The organism is Bacillus siamensis KCTC 13613, from assembly GCF_000262045.1.
GTDB classification, from domain to species: domain Bacteria; phylum Bacillota; class Bacilli; order Bacillales; family Bacillaceae; genus Bacillus; species Bacillus siamensis.
The window spans coordinates 525359-550835 of the sequence record NZ_AJVF01000041.1; the positions used below are offsets into that span (position 1 = coordinate 525359).

Genomic DNA, 25477 nt, shown 5'->3' on the forward strand with positions numbered 1-25477 from the left:
AGGAGAGTCATATGAAGCATCGATATTTGCCCGCGACAGAACAGGATAAAAAAGAAATGCTGAAAGCCATCGGCGCAGATTCAATTGATGAACTGTTTGCCGATATTCCGGAAGATGTGAGGTTTCAAAAAGACTACCAAATTAAAAAAGCAAAATCAGAAACAGAGCTGACAAGAGAGCTGACAAAGCTTGCGGCGAAAAATAAGGACGCTGTTACATATGCATCTTTTCTGGGGGCAGGAGTGTACGATCACTATCAGCCGGTTATCGTCGATCATGTGATTTCCCGGTCAGAGTTCTACACGGCATATACGCCTTACCAGCCTGAAATTTCACAAGGAGAGCTGCAGGCGATTTTTGAATTTCAAACGATGATTTGCGAGTTAACAGGTATGGATATTGCAAACTCCTCCATGTACGACGGGGGAACGGCGCTGGCAGAAGCGGCGATGCTTGCGTCAGGACATACGAAAAAGAAAAAAATCGTCATTTCCGCCGCCGTGCATCCGGAATCACGGGATGTCCTGAAAACATACGCAAAAGGCCAATATATTGAAGTTGTAGAGGTGCCTGCAAAAAACGGCGTCACAGACCTTGACGCATTAGAACATGCCGTCTGTGATGAAACGGCCGCTGTAATCGTCCAGTATCCGAACTTCTTCGGACAAATTGAGTCGTTAAAGGACATTGAGCCGCTCGCACATAAAGGGAACAGCCAGCTGATTGTTTCTTCTAACCCGCTCGCCCTCGGTATTTTGACTCCGCCCGGAGCATACGGAGCTGATATCGTCGTCGGGGACGCGCAGCCTTTCGGCATACCTGCGGCGTTCGGCGGCCCGCACTGCGGCTATTTTGCGGTAACGAAAAAACTGATGAGAAAGGTGCCGGGCCGGCTTGTCGGCCAGACGGAGGATGAAAACGGGCGGAGAGGTTTTGTTCTCACCCTTCAGGCGCGAGAGCAGCATATCAGAAGAGACAAAGCCACCTCTAACATCTGCTCAAACCAGGCGCTGAATGCGTTAGCGGCTTCAGTCGCGATGACGGCGCTCGGAAAAAACGGCGTCAAAGACATGGCCCGCCAAAATATACTGAAAGCCGATTACGCGAGACGCCAAGCGGAAAAAGCCGGCTTGCACGTAGCATTCGACGGCCCGATGTTTAATGAATTTGCCGTCAGGCTGAACCTCCCCGTCAAGGAAGCAAACCGGCGGCTCCTGCAAGACGGCATCATTGGCGGATATGACTTAGGCCTTGCGTATCCGGAATTGAATCAGCATATGCTTATTGCCGTCACAGAGCTGAGAACAAAAGAAGAGATCGATTCGCTTATTGCGGGATTGGGGGATCAACATGAATAATCAAGATCAGGCACTTATTTTTGAAATGTCCCGCGAAGGGCGTATCGGTTACAGCCTTCCGGAGCTTGATGTGCCGGAAACAGAGCTTGAAAGCCTTCTTCCCGGTGACTACATCCGCGATGAAGACGCAAAGCTCCCGGAAGTATCAGAGCTTGATATTATGCGGCATTATACCGCTCTTTCCAGAAGAAACCACGGAGTTGATTCAGGTTTTTATCCGCTCGGCTCCTGTACGATGAAATACAATCCGAAATTAAATGAAAAAATTGCCCGGCTCCCAGGCTTTTCCGCCATCCACCCGCTTCAGGACGAGGACACGGTTCAGGGGGCGCTTGAGCTTTTATACGATTTAAGCGGACATTTGGAGGAAATTACCGGCATGGACGAGGTGACGCTGCAGCCTGCCGCGGGCGCTCACGGCGAATGGACCGGCCTGATGATGATCCGCGCCTATCATGAAGCGCGCGGGGACTTCGGACGGACGAAGGTCATTGTCCCTGATTCAGCTCACGGCACGAATCCGGCATCCGCTACGGTCGCCGGTTTTGAAACGATTACCGTCAAGTCGAATGAACACGGACTGGTTGACATTGAAGATCTGAAAAGAGCGGTAAATGAAGAAACAGCGGCGCTGATGCTGACGAATCCGAACACCCTCGGATTATTTGAGGAAAACATTACGGAAATGGCTGAAATCGTCCATCAGGCCGGCGGAAAACTTTACTATGACGGAGCGAATTTAAATGCCGTTTTAAGTAAAGCAAGACCGGGAGATATGGGGTTTGACGTCGTTCACCTTAATCTGCATAAAACATTTACCGGGCCGCACGGCGGGGGAGGACCGGGTTCGGGGCCGGTCGGAGTAAAAAAAGAATTCATTCCGTATCTGCCGAAACCCGTTCTCACGAAAAAAGAGGGCCGTTTGACTTTTGACGATGACCGCCCGCAATCGATCGGGCGCGTAAAGCCTTATTACGGCAACTTCGGCATTAATGTCAGAGCCTACACGTATATCCGTTCTATGGGGCCTGACGGCTTAAAAGCAGTGACCGAAAACGCGGTTTTAAATGCAAATTATATGATGAGAAGACTCGCGCCTTATTATGATCTCCCGTATGATCGTCATTGCAAGCATGAATTTGTGTTATCGGGAAGAAGGCAGAAAAAGCTCGGCGTAAGAACGCTTGATATCGCTAAACGGCTTTTAGATTTCGGTTATCACCCGCCGACTGTGTATTTCCCGCTAAATGTTGAAGAAAGCATCATGATCGAACCGACGGAAACGGAATCCAAGGAAACGCTTGATGCGTTTATAGATGCGATGATTCAAATTGCGCGGGAGGCGGAGGAATCGCCTGAAATCGTTCAGGAGGCGCCGCATACCACGGTAGTCAAAAGAATGGATGAAACCAAGGCCGCAAGAAAGCCGGTTTTAAAATACGAACATACATCTGAAGGGGTGTAAAAAAAAGAGCTTCCGTATAAACGGAAAGCTCTTTTTCATTATTGGTTCTTTGCTTTAATTTTTCCGCCCCATTTTTTAAATCCGCCTTTCAGGTTGTAAATATCCTTGCAGCCGTGTTTGCGGAGCGTCTGTGCCGCGCGGCCGCTGCGGACATTGTTTTGGCAGTACAGATAAACGGGTTTATCAGGACGGATTTCGCTTTTGCGCTGTTTCAGCTGTGAAAGCGGAATGTTGCGCGCGCCGAGAATATGGCCGCCTTCAAATTCATTCGGTTCACGGACGTCAATCAGCTGCGCTTTTCTGTAGCCCGCGCGGAATTCCTCTTCCGTAAGTGTTTTCATTAAACGCTGTTGGTAAAAATACGACACGATCATATAAACGATAAACGCCGCAACAATAATTAAAGCAATCATATTAGACAATGCGATTCTACTCCTTTAGCTTATAAAATCAAAACCCTGCTTCCTGAAAACAAGGCTCACCGGACGTTTTGGGACAAATACTATTATAGTAAAGCATGGAGCGATTGTCATCCTTAATGAAACGAAATATTTTTCATTTTCACGGCAGTTTGATAAACTGATTTTACTAAAACGATAAAGAAGGGTTCAATGTATGGAAAAAGAAACATGGCGGTTTATTGACTCAGGGAACGAAAGCCCGGCATTTAACATGGCGCTGGATGAAGCGCTTTTATATTGGCACAGCCAAAAGAAAATTCCCCCGGTGATCCGTTTTTACGGGTGGAATCCGGCAACATTGTCTGTCGGATATTTTCAAAATATTAAGAAGGAAATTAACTTTGACGCAGTACATAAACACGGTCTCGGGTTTGTCAGAAGACCGACAGGCGGACGGGGTGTTCTGCATGATAAAGAATTGACATACAGCGTCATCGTTTCAGAGGATCACCCGGAAATGCCGGCCACGGTGACAGAGGCGTACCGGGTCATTTCAGAAGGCATTCTGCAGGGATTCAGAAACCTTGGGCTTGATGCCTACTTTGCGATTCCGCGCACGGAGAAAGAAAAAGAAAGCCTGAAAAATCCGCGCTCGTCCGTTTGCTTTGATGCGCCTTCGTGGTATGAGCTGGTCGTCGAAGGACGCAAAGTTGCGGGAAGCGCCCAGACACGCCAAAAAGGCGTTATTCTTCAGCACGGCTCCATCCTGCTTGACATTGATGAGGACAAGCTGTTTGATCTGTTTTTATATCCGAGCGACAGAGTCCGTGAGCGCATGCAGCGGAATTTCAAAAACAAAGCGGTAGCCATCAACGCCTTAGCCCAAAAACCGGTAACGATGGATGAAGCCAGAACCGCTTTTAAAGCCGGTTTTGAGGAAGGCCTGAACATTCATCTTGAACCTTACACGCTCACTCCTGAAGAGCTTGCGTTTGTCAATGAGCTGGCCGAGACGAAATACGCGTCTGACGAATGGAATTATAAGCGCTGATTAAGGCTTGACAGGCCGGAAGCATCCTTGTTTTTTCATAACCGTTAGTGTAAACTTGTAATGGTTTATTAAGTTAAGGTGCTTTTTGGGAGGGGTACGATGACAACACCAAGTATGGAAGATTATATTGAACAGATTTATATGCTGATAGAAGAAAAAGGATATGCGCGGGTTTCTGATATCGCGGAAGCTTTGGCAGTCCATCCCTCCTCTGTAACGAAAATGGTTCAAAAACTAGATAAAGACGAGTATTTGATTTATGAAAAATATCGCGGGCTCGTATTGACGTCAAAAGGCAAAAAGATCGGCAAACGGCTCGTATACAGACACGAATTGCTTGAGCAGTTTTTACGAATCATTGGTGTTGATGAAGAGAAGATTTACAATGATGTAGAAGGAATCGAACATCATCTGAGCTGGAACAGCATTGACCGCATCGGCGATCTCGTCCAGTATTTTGAAGATGACGACAGCCGGAAAAAAGAATTGAAATCCGTACAGAAAAAAACCGAAACTCCCGGTGAATAAAAGGGCGGCCCAAATAGGGCGCCCTTTTTTTAATGTCTTCATTCTTTGGTCTATTTCCCCAAGCCGTTTCTTAAAATAATAATACACCTTGGATGGAAGGGAGAGGGCGCGCTATGCAGATTGACGGCGTATTTTCGGGCGGGGGAATAAAAGGGGTGGCGCTTGCCGGCGCTTATGAAGCGCTGGAAGAAAAGGGCTTTCGCTTTGAAAGGCTCGCCGGAACAAGCGCCGGCGCGATTATTGCCGCATTGATCGCTGCGGGCTACACGAGCAGAGAGGTTCATGCGATCATCGATGATGTCGACGGAAGGCAATTGCTTGATCAGAGATGCTCATTCCTCCCGCTGAAAATCCTGCAGTGGGTGTCGATATATTGGCGCCTCGGATTATACAGAGGCGATGTGCTGGAAAAGTGGATTGCGGATAAATTAAAAGCGAAGGGCATCATCGCGTTCGGCGATATGAAAAAAGGATCGCTCCGTCTGATCGCTTCAGATCTGACGAACGGAACGATGATCGTGCTTCCCGACGACCTTCCCCGCTACGGATTAAATCCGGAGGTGTTCCCGGTTGCCAGAGCTGTCAGAATGAGCTGCAGCATCCCTTATTTTTTTGAACCGATTAAACTGAAGACCGAAAAAGGCATTTCAACGGTTGTTGACGGCGGCGTGTTAAGCAATTTTCCGATTTGGCTGTTTTCAAAAGAGCGCAAACGGCCGGTCATCGGAATTTCACTTTCCCCTAATGAAAAAGAGCGTCCGAAGAAATCAATCCGGAACGCTTTTGAGCTGTTCGGCGCTTTGTTTGAAACGATGAAAGACGCTCATGATGCCAGACATATCGCGACAAAGTACGAACAGAATATTATTTTTATTCCCGTGGAACATGTGATGGCGACGGAGTTTCACCTCACACCGCAAAAAAAACTAGCTCTCATTGAGCTAGGAAAAAGCAAAACAGAGCAATTTTTGAAGCAATGGAGCTATTAAAAAAGCGCTCTGTTTTTCTTTTTATTCTTTTTACCTTCTATGACGGTAAGCTGGGTCTGGCTTTTTTTCTTAAGAATCATCGGCTTCGGTCTGCTGCTGCTCGGCACGCTCCGCAAATGGCTGACCCGCCCCCTGTGGCCGGCGCGGTGCTTCGCTTTTTGCTCCTTCATTCGGAGCCGCGATTGTTTGGCCGCTTTTCTGAAAGCGGTTCCGTCACGTCCGGCGCGGCGGTTCAGGACCGATCTCACGATAAAATAAATAATGATGCCTGCGATAATGACGGTGATCGCTCTTGAGATCATCTGCCCGGGGTTTGTGACCGCCGCATAAATGAAACCGAATGCGCCAAGCGCTATTAATACAGCAAAAAAAGGTTGTACACGATGATTCATAACTGCCCACCTCCGAAAATAATAACAGGTAACGGTTCAGATTGCGTTGTGAGACGGCTTTTCGCTCTGTTCTGAAATGTCTTCCAGTCTGAGAAGCTCGTTAAAGCTTTCTATGGCAACCTCGACCTGGTCATCTTCCGGTTCCTTTGTCGTTAAAAGCTGCAGCCACAGGCCTGGATAACCGAGCACCTTCAAAACGGGGATATGCCGAACCCTGTTCGTCAGCTGGAGCACTTCAAAGGAGATGCCGAGGACGGCCGGTATAAGCGCAATCCTGTCTAAAATCCGCACCCAAAGCGGATCTGTCGGAACGAGTAAATAGACAAACATGCCGACAATGATCGTAAATAAGATAAAGCTTGAACCGCATCGGTAATGAAGCCGCGACTGTTTCTGAACATTTTCTATCGTAATTGGTAAATTCTGTTCATAACAGTTTATGACCTTATGTTCGGCTCCATGATATTGAAACACTCTTTTAATTAACGGCGTCATTGATAAAAAATAAATGTAGCCGAGAAGCAGGATAAGCTTAAACAGGCTTTCGATGCCGATCTGCGCGGCGTCTGAGGAAAAAACGGGCCTTACAAGCTCAGCTAAAAAGACCGGGACGAGCGTAAAAACGAATTTGCTGAACAAAAACGATAGAACGCCGATCACCGCCAGGCTGAAAAACATCGATAATCCCGAACCCTTCTTATCTTCCTGTTCCAGCTTGGCGTCATCTTGGGGGTCAAGCCCGTAACGTTCGCTGGAGAAGTTTAAATGCTTTGTGCCGTTGGCGCTTGCCTCGATAATTGCGACGATTCCCCGCAAAAAAGGAATCTTTTTTAAAACCGAAAGCTTGGGGTTCGGCACTCTCGGAAGCTTGAAAAAATCAATGCTTCCGTCATTCCTGCGGATGGCGGTAACATAATTTTTTCTGCCGCCGAACATTACCCCTTCAACGACAGCCTGACCGCCGTATGCGGGCGGCGTTTTGTGTTTGGACATTGTTTATCAACCTGCCTGTTTTCTTAGGATTTACTAACCATTTCCTTTCACTCTATTGTACAGGAAACAGCGGTAAACCTCTAGTTTGACAGCCGGAAAATCAATGCTTTTTCTACAAGCAGTATACCCGGTTTCCTTAGAATTTACTCATTAAATGAAAATATGGCGGAACTTTTTATGACTTTTCAATTTTGGGGCATTCTATGACTGGAGGTGCCATGATGACCAGCGAAAAACATTCAGAACAGGAAGAAAAAAAGAAGCAGGGTGATGATCAGCAGCCTGTTTCATTTACCGGCAGAATTTGCGGTATCGGATTTGCCGGCGGTGTATTTTGGAGTTTGATCGGCTATCTCGGATATATCTTTCATTTTTCAGAGATCAGTCCCAACATGATCCTTCAGCCGTTTATGATCGGAGAATGGAAAAAACAATGGCTCGGCACGATGGTCAGCATCGTTGTCATCGGATTCATTTCGATTGCCGGGGCATTTATATATTTCGTCTGTCTGAAGCGTTTTAAAACGATGTGGCCGGGGATGGTATACGGCGTCATTTTATGGTGCGCGGTTTTTTTCTTATTCAATCCGATTTTCGAAGACGTGAAATCTGTCACTGAATTGAAATCAGATACAATCGTGACGACAATTTGCCTTTACATTCTGTATGGTTTGTTTGTCGGCTACTCGATTTCTTTCAACTACAATGAGCTTACGTCAGACAAGCTTGCAAGGGCGCTCGGCAACAAGTGAATAAGTGTATAATCCCTGTCCGGTATGGTAAAATGTTCACGAGAAGTGAACATTTTTTATGCTGAAAACCGGATGGGGATGCTCCCGCGGTGTCAGGCGGCAGTCAAGAATCGGCGAGGAGGAGAAAAGGAATGAAACTTGAGAAATTGCGAAATCTGTTCGGTCAGCTGGATATAGACGGAATGTTGGTGACAAGCTCCGCCAATCTGCAGTATATGACGGGATTTACGGGTTCGTCAGGTCTTGCGGTCATATCGAAAGAACGCGCGGCATTTATCACGGATTTCCGTTACACCGAGCAGGCGAAGGCGCAAGTGAAGGGCTTTGATATTATCGAGCACGGCGGAAGCTTAATCCAAACCGCTGCGGATACGATTCTTGAGTACGGCATTAAAAAACTCGGCTTTGAACAAAACAGCATGACGTACGGAACATATGCATCCTACCAAGCGGTGCTGCAGGAAGCGGAGATGGTTCCCGTCGCGGATTCCGTTGAAAAGTTGCGCTTGATTAAGTCAAGTGAAGAGATTAAGATATTAGAGGAAGCTGCGAAGATTGCGGATGATGCGTTTGAACATATTCTGACGTTTATCAAACCGGGCATCTCAGAGATTTCAGTTGCGAATGAGCTTGAATTTTATATGAGACGTCAGGGAGCAGACGGTTCTTCCTTTGATATGATCGTCGCCTCGGGAGTGAGATCCAGCCTTCCGCACGGAGTGGCAAGCGGCAAATTGATTGAAAAGGGAGACTTGGTCACGCTCGATTTCGGCGCGTATTATAAAGGCTATTGTTCTGATATCACACGCACCGTCGCGGTCGGAGAGCCAAGTGATAAACTGAAAGAAATTTATCAGGTCGTATACGATGCCCAGGCGCTTGGCGTTTTGCATATTAAACCCGGCATGACGGGAAAAGAAGCGGATGCCCTGACGAGGGATCACATCACCGCGAAAGGCTACGGACAGTATTTCGGCCATTCAACAGGACACGGATTCGGAATGGAGGTCCATGAATCACCGGGGCTGTCTTTCAGGTCATCGGCCGTTCTTGAGCCGGGCATGGCGGTAACGGTTGAGCCGGGCATATACATACCGGAAGTTGGGGGCGCAAGAATCGAAGATGATATCATCATCACAGAGGACGGCAACCGGACAATTACGCATTCCCCTAAAGAATTAATTATTTTGTGATTGGAATATAGGAGGACATCAAACATGATTTCAGTTAACGATTTTCGTACAGGATTAACGATTGAAGTAGACGGCGGCATTTGGCGCGTCGTTGACTTCCAGCACGTAAAGCCGGGAAAAGGCGCGGCATTTGTCCGTTCTAAATTGCGCAATCTGCGCACGGGCGCTATTCAGGAGAAAACATTCCGTGCTGGTGAAAAAGTGGCGAAAGCGCAAATCGAAACAAAAACGATGCAGTATCTTTATGCCAACGGAGATCAGCACGTGTTCATGGATACAAGCTCATATGAACAGCTTGAATTGAACGAAAACCAAATCGAAGAAGAATTAAAATATCTTTTGGAAAATATGTCTGTGCACATCATGATGTATCAATCTGAAACGCTCGGTATTGAACTGCCGAACACAGTTGAACTGAAAGTTGTTGAAACAGAGCCGGGAATTAAAGGCGACACGGCGTCAGGCGGCACAAAACCTGCCAAAACGGAAACAGGTCTTGTCGTAAACGTACCGTTCTTCGTGAACGAAGGCGATACGCTTGTTGTAAATACATCAGACGGCTCTTACGTGTCAAGAGCATAGTCAAAGACACACGAAGTCTGCTCCTTTTACGGGGCAGGCTTTTTTTTGCGTTCTGAAACAGAATCTTTCTTCTATATGAAAATAGTGAGACTACTTCCGTCAGCTAGAGCATATAGTGTAACAAAATGCTTGAAGTTGGGGGATTGCAATGAAATTTTTGTTTGGTTCAATCAATTCTACTGTTTTAACGATGGCCGGTTTACGAGTTTTGTCCTCTCTCATTGAATTATCGGCGGCCATTATCATGCTTGTTACAAACGACATCAGAAAAGCGGTTGTGGTGAATAGTATTTTGGCAATCGTCGGCCCGCTGATCTTTATCATCACGATGACGATCGGCATTTATCAGATTGCCGGACAGCTTTCATATGCAAAATTGATTTTGATTTTCGCGGGGGTTGTGCTGATTCTAGCCGGTGTTCACAAATAGGGGTTCGGGTGTCATAAAGTCTGTCCCGGATCATACATTTTAAAGAAGCCAATCGGTAAAAAAGGAGGAGACTCTATTGAATGAAATTACAGAGGTTCTCCCTGAATTATTGAGACATGCCATCTCCGCCGTGTCTGAAGAAGCGTGGCGGGATGCAGAGGAAATCAGAATCCGCGTCGGCAGGCCGGTTGAACTGATCCGAAAAGGACAACCTTTGTTTTTGTCATATATCTGTACGGCCGGCGACGCACAGCTGATCCTCAGCCGGCTCAGCAATTACAGCATGTACACGCTGGAAGAAGAGCTGAAAAAAGGATATATCACAATCAGAGGAGGCCACCGTGTGGGGCTCGCCGGAAGAGTCATCGTCGAAAACGGAGCCGTCAAAGGACTCCGGGATATTACTTCCTTTAATATTCGAATCGCCCGGGAGAAGCTTGGCATCGCAGAACCGCTCATCCCTTTCTTATGGAAAGAAAACTGGCTGAATACGCTGATCATCGGCCCTCCGCAAACAGGGAAAACGACTTTGCTTCGTGATTTGGCCCGGCTTTCAAGCACCGGATCGAAACGCATTCCAGCGAAAAAGACCGCTATCGTAGATGAACGCTCAGAAATTGCCGGCTGCCTGCGGGGCATTCCCCAGCACAGTTTCGGCCGCAGAATGGATGTTCTTGACGCCTGTCCGAAAGCGGAAGGGCTGATGATGATGATCCGCTCTATGAGTCCCGATGTCATGATCGCAGATGAGATCGGGAGAATGGAAGACTCAAAAGCACTGATGGAGGCACTCCATGCAGGCGTAACCGTTATCGTATCCGCGCACGGATGGAATATGAAAGACTTGATCAAGAGGCCGTCGCTGAAAATGCTTTGGGAGGAAAAAGTGTTTGACCGGTATGTTGAGCTGTCACGACGCCGCGGTCCGGGAACGATCAGCAGGATGTACGGAAAGGACGGAGAACCGGTTCCGCATGCTGAAAGCGTGATGACATGCTGAAGCTTTTGGGTGCCGTGTTCATTCTGACGGCGACGACATGGACGGGATTTGAGATCGCCAAAATCTATATTGAAAGGCCGAGACAGATCCGTCAGCTGCGAGCGGCGCTGCAATCGCTTGAAGCGGAAATTATGTTCGGGCATACGCCGCTGCACATTGCTTCGGGACAAATCGCCGCACAGCTTTCCAAGCCTGTATCGTCATTGTTTCAAGCTTTCAGCAGGAGGCTTGAGCAGGGAAGCGATTCCGCCAAAACAGCCTGGGAACAGAGCTTGAAACATAACTGGCCCTCCATGGCGATGAAAAAAAGCGAATACGATGTGCTGAAGCAATTCGGAGAGACGCTCGGGCTCCATGACCGCGTTTCACAGCAGAAACATATCAAGCTTGCGCTTACACATTTGGAAGCGGCGGAAGCGGATGCCGGACGGGCGCAGGCGAAAAATGAAAAAATGGTGAAAAGTTTAGGGTTTTTAGCCGGACTGTTACTCATTCTTCTATTGATGTAAACATGAGGGGAGCAAACATAAAATGGGAGTCGACGTAAATGTCATTTTTCAAATCGCCGGAGTCGGTATCGTGGTTGCGTTTCTGCACACCATACTTGATCAAATGGGAAAAAAAGAATACGCCCAATGGGTGACGCTGCTTGGCTTTATCTATATTTTATTTATGGTGGCGACGATTGTCGATGACCTGTTCAAAAAGATCAAAGCTGTGTTTCTATTCCAAGGATAGGGGGGCTTACAGATTGAGATTGTTCAAATTGTAGGTTTAGGCCTGATCGCCACGTTTCTCTCCCTGATCGTAAAAGAACAGAAACCGACTTTCGCGTTTATGATTGTCGTCTTCAGCGGCTGCGTGATCTTTCTTTATCTCGTCGACCAGATTTACGACATTATCAGAATGATAGAAAAAATAGCCGTCAATGCAAATGTCAATATGGTCTATGTGGAAACCATTTTAAAAATTATCGGCATCGCCTACATCGCTGAATTCGGAGCACAGCTGACAAAAGATGCGGGCCAGGGAGCGATTGCTTCGAAAATAGAGCTGGCCGGGAAGATTTTGATCCTCGTGATGGCCGTGCCGATACTGACCGTTATTATTGAAACGATTCTCGGACTTATTCCTTCTTAATCATAAAGGGAAAGGGGGCGCAAAAAATGAAGCGCTTTCGGTGGGCGGGGGCTTTTTTGTTCATCCTCCTCTTAATTTTTCAGACTGAATGTGTACAAGCTGCCGGAACAGACGGTGCGGCGCAGGAAACCGCAGTTCACCAAGAAACGGCTAATGAAGTGGCGAAAAAGCAGGCCGAAGCGCTGAAAACAGAAGGCATCGGAAAGTTCTGGGACGACATTATGACAGAATACGGCGGCCTTCTGCCGGAAAGCCAAAAGGGAAGCATCATCGACTTTATTAACGGAGAAAAAACGTTCTCGCCTGAGGCGTGGCTGAAGGCCTTATTTTCCTATCTGTTTCATGAAGTGCTCGCAAACGGAAAACTTCTGGGAACTTTGATCCTTCTCACCATTTTTTGCGTCATTCTGCAGCTGCTGCAAAATGCGTTCCAACAGAGCACCGTCAGCAAAGTGGCTTATGCGATTGTTTATATGGTACTGATTATTCTCGCTTTAAACAGCTTTCATGTTGCCGTCAATTATGCCAGTGAAGCGATTCAGACGATGACAAGCTTCATTCTCGCACTGATCCCGCTTTTGCTCGCGCTTTTGGCATCTTCCGGGGGAGCCGTTTCCGCTGCCTTTTTTCACCCCGTTATTTTATTTCTGATGAATACGAGCGGCCTGCTCATTCAAAATATCGTCATGCCGCTTATTTTCCTGTCAGCGATTTTAAGCATCGTCAGCACGATGACAGATCAATATAAAGTCACACAGCTTGCCAATCTCCTCAGAAATATCGCGATCGGCGCGCTTGCCGTATTCCTCACCGTGTTTCTCGGTGTCATCTCCGTCCAGGGGGCTTCGGCTGCCGTGACAGACGGGATCACCCTCAGGACTGCAAAATTTATAACGGGCAATTTTATTCCCGTGCTCGGCCGGATGTTTACGGATGCGACCGATACGGTCATCAGCGCCTCACTCTTATTAAAAAACACTGTGGGAATACTCGGTGTCGGAATTTTGATCTGCATCTCCGCATTTCCGGCGATCAAAGTGCTTTCTCTCGCTTTTATTTATAAGCTCGCGGCCGCCATTCTGCAGCCGCTCGGAGGCGGGCACGTCATTACGTGTCTCGGCGTCATCAGCAGAAGCGTGCTCTATATTTTCGCGGCGCTCGCCATTGTCTCTCTCATGTTTTTCCTCAGCATCACAGTCATTATTACAGCAGGCAATCTCACCATGATGATGAAATAAAGGAGGCCCATTGGATATGAGCTTTTTAACAGAATGGCTGACAAGCATTATTTTGTTTATCTTATTTGCCATCGTCATCGACATGCTGCTGCCCAGCTCCAGTATGCAAAAATACGCAAAGATGGTTGTCAGCCTGCTGTTAATCATTGTCATGCTCAACCCGATATTCAAACTTTTCAAAACAGACCCGGAGATCATCTTCGATTATTTGACAAAACAAGAGCAATCTCAATCCGCGGACATAAAAAATCAAATCAAATCAGAAAAAAAAGAAATACAAGCATCAAACCGCGCATATGTTTTAGAAGAAATGGCTGTCCAACTAAAAAAGAAAGCGGAGGAGATGTTCAGTCATGACGAATACAAAATAGACGACATCCGCCTTACAGCGGAAGGACAGGTTCGTTCAGAAGAAGATGTAAAAACGATCAGCGTGTATATGGCCCCATCTTCTGAAAAAACCGTGCAAACCGTCGCACCGATCGACATCCGCACAGACCGCAAATACGAACCCGAAGGCGCAGCCGGCAAAAAGGAGGCTGCAAACATCAAAGAAAAACTTGCGGATATATGGGAAATCGGCAGTGAGAAAATTACGGTTTATATGGAAGGCGGGGAGAAAAACGGCCATGAATAAAAACGGACTTTGGACCATACTCAAAAAACAGCTGATGATCGGACAGGCGAAAGACGGAGAAAAACCAAAACTGACAAAATATCATTACTTTCTGTTCGTGTTTGTGCTCGGCGTATCTTTTATGCTGGTCAGCCAGATGTTCTCTTCACCGGAAAAAACCGGGAAGGGCGAAACGGCGCAGACCGTCATGTCCGGCCGTACGGACGATAAGAGCGGGCAAAAAAGCGCACCCGTTTTTAAAGCATCAAAAGACAGCAGCGCCAAAAATACGATTGATGATTACGAGAGAGACTATGAAAACCAGCTGAAAGAGATCCTTGAAACAATTATCGGCGTGGAGGATGTATCAATAGTCGTAAACGTAGACGCCACATCTTTAAAAGTGTTTGAGAAAAATAAAACGAAAAAAGACACCACCACTGAAGAAACCGATAAAGAAGGCGGCAAAAGAAGCGTAACCGATCAAACCTCTGAAGAACAAATTGTCATGATTCGAAACGGGGATCAGGAAACCCCGGTCGTCGTTCAGACGAAAAAACCCGATATCCGCGGTGTACTCGTTGTCGCTCAAGGAGTGGACAACGTTCAAATAAAAAAAACCATCATTGATGCCGTCACAAGGGCGCTTGATGTTCCGAGCTACCGTGTAGCGGTTGCCCCTAAAAAAATCAAGGAGGATTCATAAATCATGCTGAAAAAACAAACGGTTTGGCTTTTAACAATGCTCAGTCTCGTCGTGGTATTAAGTGTTTATTATATTATGTCGCCGGAAAGCAAAAATGCCGTGCAGATGAAAACCGAAAAAAGCAGCGGGGAAATCGCCACAGAAAAAACGCCGGCTCCTAAAACGGAAGAGAAGAGCGAAGGCGGCACAGAAAAAGAAGACGGAACAAAAGGAACGAAAGATTCTAAAGGCACAAAAGAGGATAAAGAAACATCAGCCGAAGCATCGGACAAAGACGGATCGGTCGCTACAGAAACAGCTGATGAAAACTTATTTACCGCATACCGCATGGAACTTGAAGACGCGAGAAGCAAAGAAAGAGAACAGTTAAACAGCATCGTTTCAAGCGATGATGCGACAGCAAAAGAAAAAAGCGAAGCCTACGATAAAATGACGGCGCTGAGCAATGCGGAAGGGACAGAAAAACAGCTGGAAACGCTCATTAAAACGCAAGGCTACAAAGATGCGCTCGTGGATGCCGAAGGTGACAAAATCAACATTACGGTCATGTCTGACAAACATTCCAACGCAAAAGCTTCCGCCATCATTGACCTGGTGGAAAAAGAAATCAAGAATATGAAAGACGTCGCCGTAACGTTTGAACCGACAAAATAAGATGCCTGAACCGCCCGCACCCGCTGCGGGCTTTTTTGCTGTCATTTTAGATCAGTGTTGAATTTACACAACCGCTCCTGTAAGATAAACATAGTATGTACTTTTAGTAGCAACCCATAAATTTCTATTTTTTATACATAGGAGTGGAACTGATGTTAAAAATCAACGAAATTCATGAACTGATAAAAAGAATCGATGAATCTTCCATTGACGAATTTGTTTACGAGATGGAAGGCGTAAGTCTGAAGCTGAAAAAAAATGAAGCGCCGGCAGTGAATATAACGGGACAAGCTCCAGCTGTTCCCGCCGCTTACGCACCTGCTCCGCAGGCTGCAAAACCGGAAGCGCGCGAAGCCGATCCTGTTCAGGAAGCGCCGAAACAAGATGAAAACCTGCACAAAATTACGTCTCCGATGGTCGGAACGTTTTATGCTTCTTCATCGCCGGAAGCCGGCCCTTACGTTAACCAAGGTTCAAAAGTGAACGAAAATACAGTGGTTTGTATCGTAGAAGCAATGAAACTCTTTAACGAGATTGAAGCGGAAGTAAAAGGAGAAATCGTTGAAGTGTTAGTTGAAAACGGCCAGCTGGTCGAATACGGACAACCTCTATTTCTTGTAAAAGCTGAGTAAGGAGACCTGCTATTATGATTAAAAAGCTATTGATCGCCAACCGAGGAGAAATTGCCGTCAGAATCATCCGGGCCTGCAAAGAGCTTGGCATTGAAACTGTAGCCGTTTATTCTGAGGCAGATAAAGAGGCCCTGCATGTTCAAATGGCCGATGAGGCTTTTTGTATCGGGCCGAAAACATCAAAAGACAGCTATTTAAATGTAACGAACATCGTCAGCGTCGCAAAGCTGACCGGTACGGATGCGATTCATCCGGGATACGGATTCTTAGCTGAAAACGCCGATTTTGCCGAGCTGTGCGAGGAATTAAACGTGACGTTTGTCGGCCCTTCGGCTGACGCCATTTCGAAGATGGGGACAAAAGATATCGCACGTGACACGATGCAGCAGGCGGGCGTGCCGATTGTGCCCGGTTCAAAAGGAATCATAAAAAATACCGAAGAAGCGGTTTCGCTTGCGGGTGAAATTGGGTATCCTGTGATTATAAAAGCCACTGCGGGCGGAGGCGGAAAAGGCATCCGAGTCGCACGCACAGAAGAAGAGATGATTAAAGGCATCGAAATCACCCAGCAGGAGGCCGCTACGGCATTCGGAAATCCGGGTGTGTACATCGAGAAGTACATAGAAGATTTCCGCCATGTTGAAATTCAGGTGCTTGCCGATAATTACGGAAACACGATCCATCTTGGAGAGCGTGACTGTTCTATCCAAAGACGTCTGCAAAAACTTCTTGAAGAGTCGCCGTCACCTGCGCTTGATTCTGAAATCAGAGAGCAGATGGGTGAAGCAGCGGTAAAAGCAGCGAAGGCCGTCGGTTACACGGGAGCCGGTACAGTAGAGTTCATTTATGACTACAGAGAACAGCGCTATTACTTCATGGAGATGAACACGCGTATTCAAGTAGAGCACCCTGTCACAGAAATGGTGACGGGAACGGATCTGATCAAAGAACAGATCAAAGTGGCATCCGGACAGGAGCTCTCGCTCAGACAGGAAGACGTTGAATTTAACGGCTGGGCGATTGAATGCCGCATCAACGCTGAAAATCCTGCGAAAAACTTCATGCCTTCACCTGGTAAGATTAACATGTACCTGCCGCCGGGCGGACTCGGCGTGCGCGTGGATTCAGCCGCATATCCGGGCTATTCGATCCCGCCGTACTATGACAGCATGATTGCCAAAGTCATCACATACGGAACAACGCGTGATGAGGCGGTCGCACGGATGAAACGCGCGCTGAGCGAATTTGTGATTGAAGGTATTGAAACAACGATTCCGTTCCATCTGAAACTGCTTGAACATGAAACATTTGTCAGCGGAGAGTTTAATACAAAGTTTTTAGAAACATATGATGTAATGGGCTCATAATTTTTGCGGGAGGTGAATTGAATGGAAGACAACAGTGTGCTTAAAATGGATCATGATGAGGGTCATTTAGGCAAAGTTGAAATTGCTCCTGAAGTCATTGAAGTCATTGCCGGCATCGCCGCTTCCGAGGTTGAAGGAATAGCTGAAATGCGCGGCAATTTCGCCACAGGCGTCGTAGAACGCTTCGGCAAAATCAATCACGGCAAAGGCGTAAAGGTCGATTTAGCCGATGACGGGATTACCATTGACGTCTATTGCGTCGTTCAATTCGGGATTTCGATCCCGAAAGTGGCGGCAAGCGTTCAGGAGAATATCCGCCAAACCTTATTAAATATGACGTCTCTGACCATCAATGAAATCAATATTCATATCGTCGGCATTCAATTTGACACGAAAGCCCAAGAAGTCGAAATCGACGAAGAAATGTAATGAGCGTATAAAAACCAAGGGGATGGGCAGCCCTTTGGTTTTTTATACGTTTCCCTTCTTTTCAGGCATGAAGAAAGCCGGCTTACAAACGGCAGCCGAGTTTCTTCATGCTGTGAAATCCGAATGAAATTCGAAGGGTTTGTAAAAACATTCGGTATTAGGGTGAAAAAACCTAAATTTCGACATGCGATTGGGAAAAAAATATGTTATGATCTCTTTAGGCTTAACGACAAGCGGATAAAGAGGATCTGAAGGAGAAAGAAAATGAAAAGAAGAACAGCTAGAGAAAAAGCTTTGCAGGCACTTTTTCAGATTGATGTCAGCGATATTGCACCGAACGAGGCCATCGAGCACGCGCTTGATGGCGGAAAAACAGATGACTTCTTTGAACAGCTGGTGTACGGAGTGCTTGAACATCAGGTGCAGCTTGATGAAATGATTTCCGGCCATCTCGTCAATTGGAAGCTTGACCGGATTGCAAATGTAGACCGCGCGATCCTCCGTCTGGCGGTGTATGAAATGGTTTATACTGACGACATTCCTGCTAACGTGTCATTAAACGAAGCCATCGAGCTGGCAAAACGGTTCGGCGACGATAAAGCTGCAAAATTCGTAAACGGGGTTCTTTCTAACATCAAAACTGATATTGAATCATAGGAGGAAAGAAAATGACTGCAACAATCATCGACGGAAAAGAAACGGCTAAAGAAAAACGCGAACAATTGGCAAAAGAAGTAGAAGAGCTGAAAGCACAAGGCGTAGTGCCGGGCTTGGCGGTCATTTTAATCGGTGACGATCCCGCCTCTGTTTCATATGTGACAGGCAAGAAAAAAGCCGCTGAAACAATGGGAATGAAGTTTAAGCTTGACCGCTTTGACTCAAGCTTAACCGAAGCGGAGCTTTTAACAGTGATTGACGAGTACAATCAAAATCCGGAATTTCACGGCATTCTCGTCCAGCTGCCGCTCCCGGATCATATTTCTGAAAAAGCCGTCATCGAGCGGATCTCCCCTGATAAGGATGTTGATGGTTTCCACCCTCTCAACGTCGGGAAAATGCTGCTTGGAGAAGATACATTTCTTCCTTGCACACCGCACGGAATTGTCGAGTTATTGAAAAAGACGAACGTAGATCTTTCCGGCAAAGAAGTTGTTGTAGTCGGACGAAGCAATATTGTCGGTAAACCGGTCGGCCAGCTGCTGCTGAACGAAAATGCGACCGTCACATATTGCCATTCCCGTACAAAAAATATGTCTGAGCATACGAAAAAAGCAGATATTCTTGTGGTTGCGGTCGGTAAAGCGAACTTCATCACAGCTGATCAAATCAAAGAGGGCGCCATTGTCATTGATGTCGGTGTCAACCGCCTCGAAAGCGGAAAACTCTGCGGAGATGTTCAGTTTGATGAAGCGAAAGAAAAAGCATCTTTCATTACGCCGGTCCCGGGCGGAGTAGGTCCGATGACCATCACGATGCTTGCGCATAATACTGTTAAATCTGCCAGACGTACGTTATCATAGATAACCGGAGACAGTCACAAAAAGTGTGACAATGAGCACGATACCCGCTTCTTAAGGCTCCTTTCAGCCAGAGCGGGTTTTTTTCTTAGTTCAGGGCAAAAAGCCTTTATGAAAGGAGTGCAGGATGTGAGTGAAGCGGCATATGTCACGGTTTCCGCACTGACCAAATATATTAAACGAAAATTCGATGTAGACCCTCATCTTGAAGACATTTGGATTAAAGGTGAGCTGTCCAACGTTAAAATCCATACAAGGGGCCACATCTATTTTACTTTAAAAGATGAACATGCCCGCATGCAGGCCGTCATGTTTCAAAGGCAAAGTTCAAGGCTTGCGTTTAAGCCAGAGGACGGAATGAAGGTCATCGTAAGAGGCGGCATCTCCGTCTATGAACCGAGCGGAAGCTATCAGCTGTACGCGAAAGAAATGCAGCCGGACGGTGTTGGGGCGCTTTACTTAGCCTATGAAGAATTAAAGAAAAAACTTGCCGGCGAAGGGTTGTTTGATGACCGGCATAAGCAGGCCATCCCCGCTTTTCCAGCCACGATCGGGGTTGTCACGTCACCGACGGGAGCGGCCGTCAGAGACGTCATTACCACACTCAAAAGAAGATACCCTCTGGTGAAAGTCATTGTGCTTCCCGCGCTCGTTCAGGGTGAAAACGCCAGCAGATCGATTGTGAAGCGCATTGAAGAAGCCAATTCGCAAAAGATGTGTGACGTTCTGATCGTCGGAAGGGGAGGGGGCTCGATCGAAGAATTGTGGGCGTTTAACGAAGAAATCGTCGCCCGGGCGATTTTTGCTTCCGCCATTCCGGTTATATCGGCCGTCGGACATGAAACAGATTTTACAATCAGTGATTTCGTCGCGGATATCCGGGCTGCAACGCCGACGGGAGCGGCAGAAATCGCCGTTCCTCACACGACGGACTTAATGGAACGGACAAAAACGGCGGAAGTCCGCCTGACAAGAGCGATGCAGCAGCATATCGGCAAGAAAAAAGAACGGGTTCAATCGCTTCAGTCATCTTACGCATTCCGTTTTCCGAAACGATTGTATACCCAAAAAGAACAGCAGTTTGACCTTTTGTATCAGCAATTCCAAGCACAGCTCATAGGGCTTACGGAGCGGAAAGAAAGGCAGCTGGAGCGGAATACGTACAGATTAACGGCGCTTCACCCTGAAACCCAGCTGAAACAGGCGAAAAAACGGTTCGAAGAGCGCTCAAATCAGCTGACGCGGAGCATGAATGTCCAGCTGAAGCAGCTTCATTCGCAGTTTCAGACGGTTCTTGGTAAACTGAATGCATTAAGTCCCCTTCAAGTTATGGAGAGAGGATACAGTCTGGCCTATAAAGACAAAGAGCTGATCAAAAGCGTTGATCAAGTGGAACAACATGATACGCTTGAAGTAAAGATGACAGACGGCGTTTTGACGTGTGAAGTATTGCAAAAGAGAGGCGAACGATAATGACAGAAACCAAAAAAAGTGAAGAGCTGACATTTGAAGAGGCGATGAAAGGCCTTGAAGGCATTGTCGCAAAGCTTGAAGAAGGAGACGTGCCGCTGGAGCAGGCGATTAATTATTTTCAGGAAGGAATGGCCCTTTCAAAAATGTGCCATGAAAAGCTTCAGCATGTCGAAAAACAAATGGACTTTATTTTAAAAGATAACGGAGAACTTGCACCTTTCAGCGTTCAGGAGGAAGACGAAGGTGACAAATAAACTGGACGCATTTTTAGCATCGCGCAAACAACTGATTGAGCGGAATCTTTCCTTGTATACAGAACGGCTCGCCATGCCGGAAACCCTCAAAAAATCTATGCTGTATTCTTTGGAAGCGGGCGGAAAGAGGCTGCGCCCCCTCGTTGTCTTAGCCGTTTTGAATGCTTACGGAAAAGATGAAAAAGACGGGATTCCGGTCGGATGCGCTGTTGAAATGATTCATACGTATTCTTTAATCCATGATGATCTGCCTTGCATGGACGATGATGATTTGCGCCGGGGAAAGCCGACAAACCATAAAGTCTTCGGAGAAGCGGCAGCCGTATTGGCCGGAGACGGGCTTCTGACAGAAAGCTTTAAATTAATCACATCTCACGTGTCTGACGCGGTTTCAGCGGAAAAACGGCTCCGTCTCGTCGAGGAACTGATCCAAGCGGCAGGAACGGAAGGAATGGTCGGCGGGCAGGCTGCCGACATGGAAGCGGAACAAAAGCAGGTAACGCTTGAGGAGCTGGAATCCATCCATGAGCGGAAAACGGCCAAGCTCCTCGGTTTTTCCGTGACGGCAGGCGCTATTTTGGCAGATGCGCCGGAGGATGAAATCGAAAAGCTGCGTCTGTTCAGCAGCCATATCGGCATCGGATTTCAAATCAGAGACGACATCCTTGATATTGAAGGGCATGAGGAGAAGATCGGCAAACCGGTCGGTTCAGACACGACGAATGAAAAGTCAACGTATCCGTCGCTTTTAACGCTTGAAGGTGCGAAAGAGAAACTTTCGTATCATATCAGCGAGGCGAAACGGATCATCAGCGGCCTATCTCTTCAGAAAGAACTGCTGCATGACCTCTGCGATTTAATAGCGGCGAGAGATCATTAAAACGATCCTGATTTGAAGGGGCTGCCGCTCCTATGGTAAAATGTAAGCAGTTTCGATGAAAATAAAAAGAGAGTCTTTTTCTTTTTTCAAAAAGACACTGTTTAATTTGCAGAAATTCATGCTGAAAGTGAGTTGATCCGCTTTGGATCTTTTATCAATACAGGACCCGTCATTTCTTAAAAAGATGTCAATTGAACAGCTGGAAGAGCTGGGTGAGGAAATCCGCAATTTTCTCATCACATCGCTGTCTGCCTCAGGCGGCCATATCGGGCCGAACCTTGGGGTTGTCGAGCTGACGATTGCGCTTCACAAAGAATTTGACAGTCCGAAAGATAAATTTTTATGGGATGTCGGACATCAGTCCTATGTTCATAAACTGTTAACCGGACGCGGCAAGGAGTTTGAAACCTTGCGCCAATATAAAGGGCTTTGCGGTTTCCCGAAACGCAGCGAAAGCGAACATGACGTATGGGAAACAGGCCACAGCTCAACATCGCTCTCAGGCGCGATGGGAATGGCTGCCGCCCGCGATATTAAAGGGACGAAAGAATATATCATCCCGATTATCGGGGATGGCGCTTTAACCGGAGGAATGGCGCTTGAAGCACTGAACCATATCGGCGACGAGAAAAAAGATATGATCGTCATCCTGAATGATAATGAGATGAGCATTGCGCCGAATGTCGGGGCGATTCATTCTATGCTCGGCCGGCTTCGCACGGCCGGCAAATATCAATGGGTAAAAGACGAGCTGGAATATTTATTTAAGCGCATCCCGGCCGTCGGCGGAAAATTGGCCGCCACGGCTGAGCGGATAAAAGACAGCTTAAAATATATGCTTGTGTCAGGCATGTTTTTTGAAGAGCTGGGCTTTACGTATTTAGGCCCGGTAGACGGTCATTCCTACCACGAGCTGTTTGAAAACCTGCAATACGCCAAAAAAACAAAAGGCCCTGTCCTTTTACATGTCATCACGAAAAAGGGCAAAGGCTATAAACCGGCAGAGACCGACACAATCGGGACATGGCACGGGACTGGCCCGTACAAAATCAATACGGGTGATTTCGTCAAGCCGAAAGCCGCGGCGCCTTCATGGAGCGGACTCGTCAGCGGGACCGTGCAGGAGCTGGCGCGCGAGGATGACAGAATTGTCGCGATTACACCGGCCATGCCGGTCGGTTCTAAGCTGGAAGGGTTTGCGAAAGAATTTCCGGAGCGCATGTTTGATGTCGGAATCGCAGAACAGCATGCGGCGACGATGGCCGCGGGAATGGCGCTTCAAGGCATGAAGCCGTTTCTCGCGATCTATTCGACCTTTTTGCAGCGGGCGTATGATCAGGTCGTCCATGACATCTGCCGTCAAAACGCGAATGTATTTATCGGCATTGACCGCGCGGGTTTGGTCGGCGCTGACGGGGAGACGCATCAAGGCGTCTTTGACATTGCCTTTTTGCGTCATATACCGAACCTCGTTTTAATGATGCCGAAGGATGAAAATGAAGGCCGCCATATGGTCAATACAGCTCTTGCTTATGAGGAGGGTCCGATCGCGATGCGCTTCCCGCGCGGAAACGGGCTCGGCGTAAAGATGGATAAAGAGCTGAAAACCATCCCGATCGGAACATGGGAAGTGCTCCGTCCCGGAAAAGACGCGGTGATTTTAACGTTTGGAACGACCATTGAAATGGCGCTGGAAGCGGCTGAAGAACTGCAAAAAGAAGGCCTGTCCGTGCGTGTCGTCAATGCGCGGTTCATAAAACCGATTGATAAACAAATGATGAAGGCGATTCTTAATGAAGGTCTGCCGATTTTAACGATTGAAGAAGCCGTGCTTGAAGGCGGATTCGGAAGCACGATTCTTGAATTCGCTCATGACCTCGGCATGTATCATACGCCGATTGACAGAATGGGCATTCCTGACCGGTTCATTGAGCACGGAAGCGTAACCGCCCTGCTTGAAGAAATCGGTCTCACAAAGGCTGAGGTTATGAACCGGATTAAACTGCTGATGCCGCCGAAGACACATAAAGGAATTGGATCATGACAGCAAAAAAAGAACGATTAGATGTACTTCTTGTAGAAAAAGGCCTTGCGGAAACGCGGGAAAAAGCGAAACGCGCCATTATGGCGGGCATCGTATACTCAAATGAAAACCGATTGGACAAACCGGGTGAAAAAATCGCCCGGGATCTTCCGTTAACGGTAAAAGGAAACCCTCTTAAATACGTCAGCAGAGGCGGATTAAAGCTTGAGAAAGCTCTTGAGGTGTTTCCCGTCTCAGTAAAAGGCAAAACGATGATTGATATCGGCTCGTCTACTGGAGGATTTACAGATTGCGCCCTCCAAAACGGCGCCGAACGGTCCTATGCAGTAGACGTCGGCTATAATCAGCTCGCTTGGAAGCTGAGACAGGACGAGAGGGTCGTCGTCATGGAACGGACGAATTTCCGCTATTCCGAGCCTTCCGATTTCACAGAGGGTCTGCCGGAATTCGCGACGATCGATGTTTCTTTCATCTCACTCCGTCTTATTCTGCCGGTTTTAAAAACGCTGCTTGTGCCGGGAAGCGATTGTATCGCACTGGTGAAGCCGCAATTTGAAGCCGGACGTGAATCAGTCGGAAAAAAAGGCATTGTCAGAGATCCCGGCGTTCATGCTGACGTTCTCCGCCGTATGAATCAGTTTGCCGCTTCTGAAGGATATACAGTGAAAGGACTGTCCTTCTCACCGATTACAGGGGGAGACGGCAATATCGAGTTTCTGCTTCATTTGAAGTGGGAGGGAGAAGACGGAAACGGCGCTGAACTGCCGGAAGAAGATATTCTCCGTACCGTCCGCGAAGCACATGAAACATTAAAAGCCAAAAAGACAGATGTACCGGAATAATAGGGGGCTATTATTCCTTTTTTCTGCCATCATGTACTTTTTATCAAGAAGCGGTTAACATAATGACAAGAACAGCTTGAAAACAGAGGTGCTTACATGACAAAAGGCCAAAGGCATATAAAAATCAGAGAGCTTATTACAAGCCATGAGATTGAAACGCAGGATGACTTAGTTGACATGCTGAGAGAAGAAGGGTATAAGGTAACCCAGGCGACTGTTTCCAGGGACATTAAAGAACTGCATCTCGTAAAGGTGCCGACCAATAACGGTTCCTACAAATACAGCCTGCCGGCGGATCAGCGGTTCAACCCGCTGTCAAAACTGAAGCGTTCATTAATGGATGCGTTCGTAAAAATTGACTCAGCAAGCCACATGATTGTATTAAAAACGATGCCGGGGAATGCGCAGGCAATCGGCGCTTTGATGGATAATCTCGAATGGGAAGAAATCATGGGCACGATCTGCGGAGATGACACAATTTTAATCATCTGCAGGACGCCTGAAGATACGGAGGGCGTTCAAAGCCGTCTTTTGGAGCTGCTGTAGCGTAA

31 protein-coding genes are annotated in these 25477 nt (G+C 47.3%); 28 read left to right on the forward strand and 3 right to left on the reverse strand.

Going from position 1 to position 25477, the window contains the following annotated elements; all coding sequences use genetic code 11:
* The first annotated feature begins 11 nt into the window (after positions 1–11).
* Both gcvPA and gcvPB read left to right on the forward strand, forming a co-directional pair.
* Positions 12–1358, forward strand: a complete 1347-nt coding sequence (gene gcvPA, locus Y79_RS0118320; protein ID WP_016938981.1) for an aminomethyl-transferring glycine dehydrogenase subunit GcvPA — start codon at positions 12–14, stop codon at positions 1356–1358.
* Entirely contained in the window at positions 1351–2823 is a 1473-nt protein-coding gene (gcvPB, locus tag Y79_RS0118325; RefSeq protein ID WP_016938982.1) for an aminomethyl-transferring glycine dehydrogenase subunit GcvPB, read from the forward strand. The genes gcvPA and gcvPB overlap by 8 nt, the downstream gene beginning before the upstream one ends.
* 38 nt (positions 2824–2861) lie before the next feature.
* Here the strand turns inward: gcvPB and Y79_RS0118330 are convergent, their stop codons facing one another.
* Entirely contained in the window at positions 2862–3245 is a 384-nt protein-coding gene (locus Y79_RS0118330; protein ID WP_013352854.1) for a rhodanese-like domain-containing protein, read from the reverse strand.
* A gap of 193 nt (positions 3246–3438) precedes the next feature.
* On the opposite strand from Y79_RS0118330, the gene Y79_RS0118335 reads away from it, so the two are divergent.
* From Y79_RS0118335 to Y79_RS0118345, 3 genes are all read left to right on the forward strand, one after another.
* Complete coding sequence (locus Y79_RS0118335; protein WP_016938983.1) at positions 3439–4275, forward strand: lipoate--protein ligase family protein; 837 nt, start codon at positions 3439–3441, stop codon at positions 4273–4275.
* 99 nt (positions 4276–4374) lie between these two features.
* Entirely contained in the window at positions 4375–4803 is a 429-nt protein-coding gene (mntR, locus tag Y79_RS0118340) for a transcriptional regulator MntR (protein WP_016938984.1), read from the forward strand.
* 113 nt (positions 4804–4916) lie between these two features.
* Positions 4917–5792: a patatin-like phospholipase family protein gene (locus tag Y79_RS0118345; protein ID WP_016938985.1), complete on the forward strand. Its 876-nt coding sequence runs from the start codon at positions 4917–4919 to the stop codon at positions 5790–5792.
* Here Y79_RS0118345 and Y79_RS0118350 read toward each other — a convergent pair.
* Together Y79_RS0118350 and Y79_RS0118355 are read right to left on the reverse strand one after the other, a co-directional pair.
* Positions 5789–6184: an SA1362 family protein gene (locus tag Y79_RS0118350; RefSeq protein ID WP_016938986.1), complete on the reverse strand. Its 396-nt coding sequence runs from the start codon at positions 6182–6184 to the stop codon at positions 5789–5791. The two genes, Y79_RS0118345 and Y79_RS0118350, sit on opposite strands and share 4 nt — an antisense overlap.
* A 36-nt stretch (positions 6185–6220) precedes the next feature.
* Positions 6221–7177 (reverse strand): DUF1385 domain-containing protein, encoded by a 957-nt coding sequence (locus Y79_RS0118355; RefSeq protein WP_016938987.1) that lies wholly within the window; start codon positions 7175–7177, stop codon positions 6221–6223.
* Between the two features lie 221 nt (positions 7178–7398).
* On the opposite strand from Y79_RS0118355, the gene Y79_RS0118360 reads away from it, so the two are divergent.
* The 23 genes from Y79_RS0118360 to ahrC all read left to right on the forward strand — a co-directional run bounded on the left by Y79_RS0118360 (position 7399) and on the right by ahrC (position 25472).
* A complete protein-coding gene (locus Y79_RS0118360; RefSeq protein WP_016938988.1) occupies positions 7399–7929 on the forward strand; it encodes a YqhR family membrane protein in 531 nt (176 codons plus the stop codon).
* 131 nt (positions 7930–8060) lie between these two features.
* On the forward strand, positions 8061–9122 hold the full coding sequence (locus Y79_RS0118365) for a M24 family metallopeptidase (RefSeq protein ID WP_016938989.1): 1062 nt from the start codon (positions 8061–8063) through the stop codon (positions 9120–9122).
* Positions 9123–9146: 24 nt separating this feature from the next.
* Positions 9147–9704 (forward strand): elongation factor P, encoded by a 558-nt coding sequence (gene efp, locus Y79_RS0118370; RefSeq protein WP_003153123.1) that lies wholly within the window; start codon positions 9147–9149, stop codon positions 9702–9704.
* A gap of 148 nt (positions 9705–9852) precedes the next feature.
* Positions 9853–10134, forward strand: a complete 282-nt coding sequence (locus tag Y79_RS0118375; RefSeq protein WP_016938990.1) for a YqhV family protein — start codon at positions 9853–9855, stop codon at positions 10132–10134.
* A 76-nt stretch (positions 10135–10210) separates the two neighbouring features.
* Positions 10211–11134 (forward strand): stage III sporulation protein AA, encoded by a 924-nt coding sequence (gene spoIIIAA, locus Y79_RS0118380; RefSeq protein WP_016938991.1) that lies wholly within the window; start codon positions 10211–10213, stop codon positions 11132–11134.
* Positions 11128–11643: a stage III sporulation protein SpoIIIAB gene (gene spoIIIAB, locus Y79_RS0118385; RefSeq protein ID WP_016938992.1), complete on the forward strand. Its 516-nt coding sequence runs from the start codon at positions 11128–11130 to the stop codon at positions 11641–11643. Before spoIIIAA ends, spoIIIAB begins: the two co-directional genes overlap by 7 nt.
* A gap of 22 nt (positions 11644–11665) precedes the next feature.
* Positions 11666–11872 carry a stage III sporulation protein AC gene (spoIIIAC, locus tag Y79_RS0118390; protein WP_003153142.1) on the forward strand — a complete coding sequence of 69 codons (207 nt, stop codon included), beginning with the start codon at positions 11666–11668 and terminating at the stop codon, positions 11870–11872.
* A 12-nt stretch (positions 11873–11884) separates the two neighbouring features.
* A complete protein-coding gene (gene spoIIIAD / locus Y79_RS0118395) occupies positions 11885–12274 on the forward strand; it encodes a stage III sporulation protein AD (protein WP_076982559.1) in 390 nt (129 codons plus the stop codon).
* A gap of 26 nt (positions 12275–12300) precedes the next feature.
* The gene (gene spoIIIAE, locus Y79_RS0118400) at positions 12301–13512 is read left to right on the forward strand and encodes a stage III sporulation protein AE (RefSeq protein WP_016938993.1); all 1212 of its coding nucleotides are present in this window, start codon (positions 12301–12303) and stop codon (positions 13510–13512) included.
* Between the two features lie 16 nt (positions 13513–13528).
* Positions 13529–14149 (forward strand): stage III sporulation protein AF, encoded by a 621-nt coding sequence (gene spoIIIAF, locus Y79_RS0118405; protein WP_016938994.1) that lies wholly within the window; start codon positions 13529–13531, stop codon positions 14147–14149.
* Positions 14142–14834, forward strand: coding sequence for a stage III sporulation protein AG (spoIIIAG, locus tag Y79_RS0118410; protein ID WP_016938995.1), 693 nt, complete (start codon positions 14142–14144; stop codon positions 14832–14834). Before spoIIIAF ends, spoIIIAG begins: the two co-directional genes overlap by 8 nt.
* A gap of 3 nt (positions 14835–14837) precedes the next feature.
* Positions 14838–15488: a SpoIIIAH-like family protein gene (locus Y79_RS0118415; RefSeq protein ID WP_016938996.1), complete on the forward strand. Its 651-nt coding sequence runs from the start codon at positions 14838–14840 to the stop codon at positions 15486–15488.
* Positions 15489–15640: 152 nt separating this feature from the next.
* Positions 15641–16120 carry an acetyl-CoA carboxylase biotin carboxyl carrier protein gene (gene accB / locus Y79_RS0118420; RefSeq protein ID WP_016938997.1) on the forward strand — a complete coding sequence of 160 codons (480 nt, stop codon included), beginning with the start codon at positions 15641–15643 and terminating at the stop codon, positions 16118–16120.
* Between the two features lie 14 nt (positions 16121–16134).
* Positions 16135–17487: an acetyl-CoA carboxylase biotin carboxylase subunit gene (gene accC, locus Y79_RS0118425; protein WP_016938998.1), complete on the forward strand. Its 1353-nt coding sequence runs from the start codon at positions 16135–16137 to the stop codon at positions 17485–17487.
* Between the two features lie 21 nt (positions 17488–17508).
* Entirely contained in the window at positions 17509–17916 is a 408-nt protein-coding gene (locus Y79_RS0118430; protein ID WP_016938999.1) for an Asp23/Gls24 family envelope stress response protein, read from the forward strand.
* Positions 17917–18180: 264 nt separating this feature from the next.
* A complete protein-coding gene (gene nusB, locus Y79_RS0118440) occupies positions 18181–18573 on the forward strand; it encodes a transcription antitermination factor NusB (RefSeq protein ID WP_016939001.1) in 393 nt (130 codons plus the stop codon).
* Between the two features lie 11 nt (positions 18574–18584).
* Positions 18585–19436, forward strand: coding sequence for a bifunctional methylenetetrahydrofolate dehydrogenase/methenyltetrahydrofolate cyclohydrolase FolD (gene folD, locus Y79_RS0118445; RefSeq protein WP_016939002.1), 852 nt, complete (start codon positions 18585–18587; stop codon positions 19434–19436).
* 126 nt (positions 19437–19562) lie between these two features.
* A complete protein-coding gene (gene xseA / locus Y79_RS0118450; protein WP_016939003.1) occupies positions 19563–20906 on the forward strand; it encodes an exodeoxyribonuclease VII large subunit in 1344 nt (447 codons plus the stop codon).
* Positions 20906–21160, forward strand: a complete 255-nt coding sequence (locus Y79_RS0118455; RefSeq protein ID WP_007408352.1) for an exodeoxyribonuclease VII small subunit — start codon at positions 20906–20908, stop codon at positions 21158–21160. Before xseA ends, Y79_RS0118455 begins: the two co-directional genes overlap by 1 nt.
* On the forward strand, positions 21150–22040 hold the full coding sequence (locus tag Y79_RS0118460) for a polyprenyl synthetase family protein (protein WP_016939004.1): 891 nt from the start codon (positions 21150–21152) through the stop codon (positions 22038–22040). Before Y79_RS0118455 ends, Y79_RS0118460 begins: the two co-directional genes overlap by 11 nt.
* Positions 22041–22182: 142 nt before the next feature.
* Entirely contained in the window at positions 22183–24084 is a 1902-nt protein-coding gene (gene dxs / locus Y79_RS0118465) for a 1-deoxy-D-xylulose-5-phosphate synthase (protein WP_016939005.1), read from the forward strand.
* Positions 24081–24926 (forward strand): TlyA family RNA methyltransferase, encoded by an 846-nt coding sequence (locus Y79_RS0118470; protein ID WP_016939006.1) that lies wholly within the window; start codon positions 24081–24083, stop codon positions 24924–24926. The genes dxs and Y79_RS0118470 overlap by 4 nt, the downstream gene beginning before the upstream one ends.
* 96 nt (positions 24927–25022) lie before the next feature.
* Complete coding sequence (gene ahrC, locus Y79_RS0118475) at positions 25023–25472, forward strand: transcriptional regulator AhrC/ArgR (RefSeq protein WP_003153173.1); 450 nt, start codon at positions 25023–25025, stop codon at positions 25470–25472.
* The last annotated feature ends 5 nt before the right edge of the window (positions 25473–25477 follow it).

Excerpts from the sequence above, each read along its gene's own strand:
- efp (WP_003153123.1), top strand. The coding sequence starts at position 9,147 with ATGATTTCAGTTAACGATTTTCGTACAGGATTAACGATTGAAGTAGAC.
- Y79_RS0118455 (WP_007408352.1), top strand. The coding sequence starts at position 20,906 with ATGACAGAAACCAAAAAAAGTGAAGAGCTGACATTTGAAGAGGCGATG.
- gcvPA (WP_016938981.1), top strand. The coding sequence starts at position 12 with ATGAAGCATCGATATTTGCCCGCGACAGAACAGGATAAAAAAGAAATG.
- spoIIIAB (WP_016938992.1), top strand. The coding sequence starts at position 11,128 with ATGCTGAAGCTTTTGGGTGCCGTGTTCATTCTGACGGCGACGACATGG.
- spoIIIAE (WP_016938993.1), top strand. The coding sequence starts at position 12,301 with ATGAAGCGCTTTCGGTGGGCGGGGGCTTTTTTGTTCATCCTCCTCTTA.
- Y79_RS0118470 (WP_016939006.1), top strand. The coding sequence starts at position 24,081 with ATGACAGCAAAAAAAGAACGATTAGATGTACTTCTTGTAGAAAAAGGC.
- Y79_RS0118365 (WP_016938989.1), top strand. The coding sequence starts at position 8,061 with ATGAAACTTGAGAAATTGCGAAATCTGTTCGGTCAGCTGGATATAGAC.
- Y79_RS0118375 (WP_016938990.1), top strand. The coding sequence starts at position 9,853 with ATGAAATTTTTGTTTGGTTCAATCAATTCTACTGTTTTAACGATGGCC.
- Y79_RS0118415 (WP_016938996.1), top strand. The coding sequence starts at position 14,838 with ATGCTGAAAAAACAAACGGTTTGGCTTTTAACAATGCTCAGTCTCGTC.
- spoIIIAC (WP_003153142.1), top strand. The coding sequence starts at position 11,666 with ATGGGAGTCGACGTAAATGTCATTTTTCAAATCGCCGGAGTCGGTATC.
- gcvPB (WP_016938982.1), top strand. The coding sequence starts at position 1,351 with ATGAATAATCAAGATCAGGCACTTATTTTTGAAATGTCCCGCGAAGGG.
- folD (WP_016939002.1), top strand. The coding sequence starts at position 18,585 with ATGACTGCAACAATCATCGACGGAAAAGAAACGGCTAAAGAAAAACGC.
- Y79_RS0118360 (WP_016938988.1), top strand. The coding sequence starts at position 7,399 with ATGACCAGCGAAAAACATTCAGAACAGGAAGAAAAAAAGAAGCAGGGT.
- ahrC (WP_003153173.1), top strand. The coding sequence starts at position 25,023 with ATGACAAAAGGCCAAAGGCATATAAAAATCAGAGAGCTTATTACAAGC.
- Y79_RS0118345 (WP_016938985.1), top strand. The coding sequence starts at position 4,917 with ATGCAGATTGACGGCGTATTTTCGGGCGGGGGAATAAAAGGGGTGGCG.
- nusB (WP_016939001.1), top strand. The coding sequence starts at position 18,181 with ATGAAAAGAAGAACAGCTAGAGAAAAAGCTTTGCAGGCACTTTTTCAG.
- accC (WP_016938998.1), top strand. The coding sequence starts at position 16,135 with ATGATTAAAAAGCTATTGATCGCCAACCGAGGAGAAATTGCCGTCAGA.
- Y79_RS0118335 (WP_016938983.1), top strand. The coding sequence starts at position 3,439 with ATGGAAAAAGAAACATGGCGGTTTATTGACTCAGGGAACGAAAGCCCG.
- Y79_RS0118430 (WP_016938999.1), top strand. The coding sequence starts at position 17,509 with ATGGAAGACAACAGTGTGCTTAAAATGGATCATGATGAGGGTCATTTA.
- mntR (WP_016938984.1), top strand. The coding sequence starts at position 4,375 with ATGACAACACCAAGTATGGAAGATTATATTGAACAGATTTATATGCTG.
- Y79_RS0118350 (WP_016938986.1), bottom strand. The coding sequence starts at position 6,184 with ATGAATCATCGTGTACAACCTTTTTTTGCTGTATTAATAGCGCTTGGC.
- Y79_RS0118355 (WP_016938987.1), bottom strand. The coding sequence starts at position 7,177 with ATGTCCAAACACAAAACGCCGCCCGCATACGGCGGTCAGGCTGTCGTT.
- spoIIIAG (WP_016938995.1), top strand. The coding sequence starts at position 14,142 with ATGAATAAAAACGGACTTTGGACCATACTCAAAAAACAGCTGATGATC.
- accB (WP_016938997.1), top strand. The coding sequence starts at position 15,641 with ATGTTAAAAATCAACGAAATTCATGAACTGATAAAAAGAATCGATGAA.
- spoIIIAF (WP_016938994.1), top strand. The coding sequence starts at position 13,529 with ATGAGCTTTTTAACAGAATGGCTGACAAGCATTATTTTGTTTATCTTA.